Source organism: Streptosporangium sp. NPDC006013, from assembly GCF_040614275.1.
Taxonomy (GTDB): Bacteria; Actinomycetota; Actinomycetes; order Streptosporangiales; family Streptosporangiaceae; genus Streptosporangium.
On record NZ_JBEXUE010000682.1, the window covers coordinates 1 to 4190 of the forward strand.

Here is a 4190-nt window from a genome sequence, read left to right on the forward strand (position 1 = left end):
GGGAGGTGTTGTTCGCCGAGCCGGGGTCGGTCGAGGCGGAGGCACTCGACCAGACGGGGTGGGCGCAGCCGGCGTTGTTCGCGGTGGAGACGGCGCTGTTCCGGTTGGTGTCCTCGTGGGGGGTACGGCCGGATGCGCTGGCCGGTCATTCGATCGGGGAGATCACCGCGGCGCATGTGGCGGGGGTGCTGTCGCTGGCCGATGCGTGTGCGTTGGTGGCGGGTCGGGCGCGGTTGATGCAGGTGCTCCCGGCCGGTGGGGCGATGGTGTCGGTGCAGACCTCCGAGGAGGAGATCGTCGCCCTGCTGGCCGGGCACGAAGACCAGGTGTCGGTCGCGGCGGTGAACGGTCCGGCCTCGGTGGTGATCTCCGGTGCCGAGGAGGCGGTCCTTGAGGTGACCGCCGCTCTGGAGGAGCGCGGGGTGCGGACGAAGCGGTTGCGGGTGTCGCACGCGTTCCATTCGCCGTTGATGGATCCGATGCTGGAGGACTTCCGCGCCCTGGTCCGCACGCTGACCTACAGCGCGCCGCGAATCCCGGTCGTCTCGAACGTGACCGGCGAGGTGGCCACGACCGAGCAACTGTGCTCGCCCGACTACTGGGTCGACCAGGTACGCGGCGCGGTTCGCTTCGCCGACGGCATCCGTACCCTGCGCGCTCAGAGCGTGCGGGCGTATCTGGAACTCGGCCCCGACGGCGTGCTGACCGCCATGGCCGCAGGTACTCTCGACGCCGACCGCGACGAGGCCGCCGTGCTGGTGCCGGTGCTGCGCGGGGACCAGGACGAGCGCACGGCGGTGATGACGGCGCTGGCTCGTCTGCACGTGCACGGGGTGCCGGTGAACTGGCAGGCGGTGCTCCCGCGCGGGCGCCGGGTCGATCTGCCGACCTATGCCTTCGAGCACCAGCGTTACTGGCCCGAGGCCGGTTCCGGTGCGGGGAACGTGGCGGCGGCGGGGCTGGTGGCGGCGGATCATCCGCTGCTGGGCGCCGCCGTGGGCCTGGCCGACTCCGACGGGGTGCTGCTGACCGGGCGGTTGTCGGTGAGTGCGCAGCCGTGGCTGGCCGATCACGCGGTGGCCGGAACGGTGATTTTCCCGGGGACCGGGTTCCTGGAGCTGGCGATCCGGGCCGGTGACCAGGTTGGTTGCGATCAGGTGGAGGAGCTCACCCTGACGGCGCCGTTGGTGCTGGGCGAGAGCGATGCCGTCGCGGTGCAGGTGTGGGTGGGGGCCGCCCAGGAGTCGGGCCACCGGAGCGTGAACGTCTATGCGCGGTCGGCGCGGGCCGCGGACGACGTGCCGTGGGTGCGGCACGCGACCGGTACTTTGGCTACCGGCACGTCCCCTGCCGTGCCGTTCGACGCGGCGGTGTGGCCCCCGGCCGGCGCGACCGCTGTCGAGCTGGACGGGTTGTACGAGGGACTGGCAACGGGCGGGTTCGAGTACGGTCCGGTGTTCCAGGGGCTGCGGGCGACCTGGCGGGGGACGGACGGTGCGGTGTACGCCGAGGTCGGCCTGCCTGAGCAGGCGGCGTTGAACGCGGGTTCGTTCGGGGTGCATCCGGCTCTGCTGGACGCGGCGCTGCACATGGTGCCGTTCATCGGACTGGAGCCGGTGGAGGGTGGCCGGTTGCCGTTCTCCTGGAGTGAGGTGAGCCTGCACGCGGGTGGGGCGGCGATGTTGCGGGTGCGGATGAGCCGGACCGCTGCCGACTCGGTCACGTTGACGGCGGTGGACGTCGCCGGGCAGCCGGTGCTGTCGGCGCGGTCGTTGGTGTTGCGCCCGTTCTCGCCCGGTCAGCTCGCGGCTGCGGGCGATGGTCGGGCGGCGGAGCGCGATGGGCTGTTCCGGCTGGAGTGGAGCGCGCTCTCGGAGGTTGCTGTGGCCGATCCGGCGCCGGTGGCGGTGGTCGGTTTCGCGGGGTTCGAGCCGGACGTGCTGGGTCTTGCGGGGAGGTGGGAGTCGGCTGGGCAGTCGGTCGTGGTTCATCGTGATCTGTCGGCGCTGGCCGAGGCGGGTGCGGTGCCGGGGACGGTGCTGGCCGGGGTCGAGACCGCGTCGGCCGGGGACGTGGTGGCGTCGGCGCATGCGGTGACGGCCGGGGTGCTGGGTTTGTTGCAGGGGTGGTTGGCCGATGATCGGTTCGCCGAGTCGCGGCTGGTGTTCGTTACCCGGGGTGCGGTCGCGTCGGGTGAGGGTGAGGTGGTGACCGATCTGGCGGCCGCGGCGGTGTGGGGTCTGGTGCGTAGTGCGCAGTCGGAGAACCCGGGCCGGTTCGTGCTGGTCGACGTGGACGAGGAGTCGGTGCCGCTCGGCGTGCTGGGCGGGCTGCTGGCCTCCGGCGAGCCGCAGGTGGCGGTGCGCGACGGTGGGGTGAGGGTGCCGAGGTTGGCGTCGTTGGCGTCGGGTGCGGGTCTGTTGCCTCCGTCCGGTACGGCGTGGCGGTTGGGTAGCCGGGCCAAGGGCAGCCTGGAGGCGTTGGAGCTCATCTCGTATGAGGAGACGGCTGAGCCGTTGGAGGCCGGGCAGGTGCGGGTGGCGGTGCACGCGGCGGGGGTGAACTTCCGTGACCTGCTGGACGGGTTGAACGCGCTGGGCTGGTTCCAGGACAAGGTCGGCGAGATGGGCGGTGAGGCCGCCGGCGTGGTGCTTGAGGTCGGTCCCGAGGTCGAGGATCTGCGCGTGGGCGACCGGGTGGTCTGTCTGACCGAAGGCGCGTTCGGCCCGGTGGTCACCAGCACCCACGTCCTGTCCAAGATCCCCGACGGGATCTCGTTCGAGCAGGCCGCGACGATCCCGGTGACGTTCCTGACGGCCTACTACGGGCTGATGGACCTGGCCGGGCTGCGGGAGGGGGAGCGGCTGCTGGTGCACGCCGGCACCGGTGGTGTGGGTATGGCGGCGATCCAACTGGCGCAGCGGCTGGGCGTGGAGGTGTTCGCCACGGCCAGCCCGGCGAAGTGGGAGGTGCTGCGTTCGATGGGCATCCCCGACGACCACATCGCCTCCTCCAGGAGTGCGGAGTTCGAGGAGCGGTTCCGGGAGGTGTGTGGTGAGCGGGGCATCGATGTGGTGCTCAACTCGCTGACCGGGGAGCTCATCGACGCCTCGGCGCGGTTGCTGCGCCCGGATGGCCGGTTCATCGAGATGGGCAAGCTCGACATCCGCGACCAGGGGCAGTTCCCCGGGCTGGTGTATCACTGGTTCGACATGCTGGACGCCGGTTTTGAGCGGTTGCAGCAGATCCTGACCGAGCTGATGGAGCTGTTCGCCGCCGGTGAGCTGCGGCCGTTGCCGGTCACCGCGTGGGATGTGCGCCGGAGCCGTGATGCCTTCCGGTTCATGAGCCAGGCCAGGCACACCGGCAAGATCGTGCTGACCATGCCCCGGCGCTGGAACCCGGAGGGCACGGTGCTCATCACCGGCGGTACCGGTGGTCTGGGCGCGCTGTTCGCGCGGCATGTGGTGGCCGAGCGTGGGGTGCGTCATCTGCTGCTGACCAGCCGTCGGGGTCTGGACGCTCCGGGTGCGGTGGAGTTGCAGGCCGAGTTGATCGCGCACGGCGTTGAGGTCACGATCGCGGCGTGTGACATGGCCGATCGGGATCAGGTGGCGGGCCTGCTGGCGCGGGTGGATGCCGACCATCCGCTGACCGCGGTGATCCACACCGCCGGTGTGCTGGCCGACGGCACGATTCCGTCGCTGACGGCGGAGGGTCTGGATGCGGTGTTGCGGCCGAAGGTGGATGGGGCCTGGCATCTGCACGAGCTCACCCGGGATGCGGATCTGGCGGCGTTCGTGATGTTCTCCTCCATGGCGGGGGTGGTGGGATCGCCTGGTCAGGGCAACTACGCGGCGGCGAATGTGTTCTTGGACGCGCTGGCTCAGGTGCGCCGGGCCGAGGGGTTGGCGGGGTTGTCGCTGGCGTGGGGTGCCTGGGCCCAGGACGCGGGGATGACCGGCACGCTGGGTGAGGTCGAGATGCGGCGGATCAGCCGGACGGGGGTGCCGGCGTTGTCGGCCGAGCAGGGGCTCGCGGCGTTCGAGGCCGCGGTCGGGTCGGATCGGGCGGTGGTGGTTCCGGTGCGGCTGGAGCTGTCGGCGTTGCGGGCGATGGGCGAGGTGCCGCATCTGATGCGGGGCCTGGTGCGCACGGGGCGCCGGTCGGCGGTCTCCATCCAGTTCGCC

The 4190-nt window shown here is 71.3% G+C and carries 1 protein-coding gene; it reads left to right on the forward strand.

What is annotated here, in order from left to right; all coding sequences use genetic code 11:
* Nucleotides 1–4190, forward strand: a 4190-nt coding sequence (locus ABZ260_RS47750; protein WP_355631678.1) for an SDR family NAD(P)-dependent oxidoreductase, incomplete at both ends; no start/stop codon positions are given.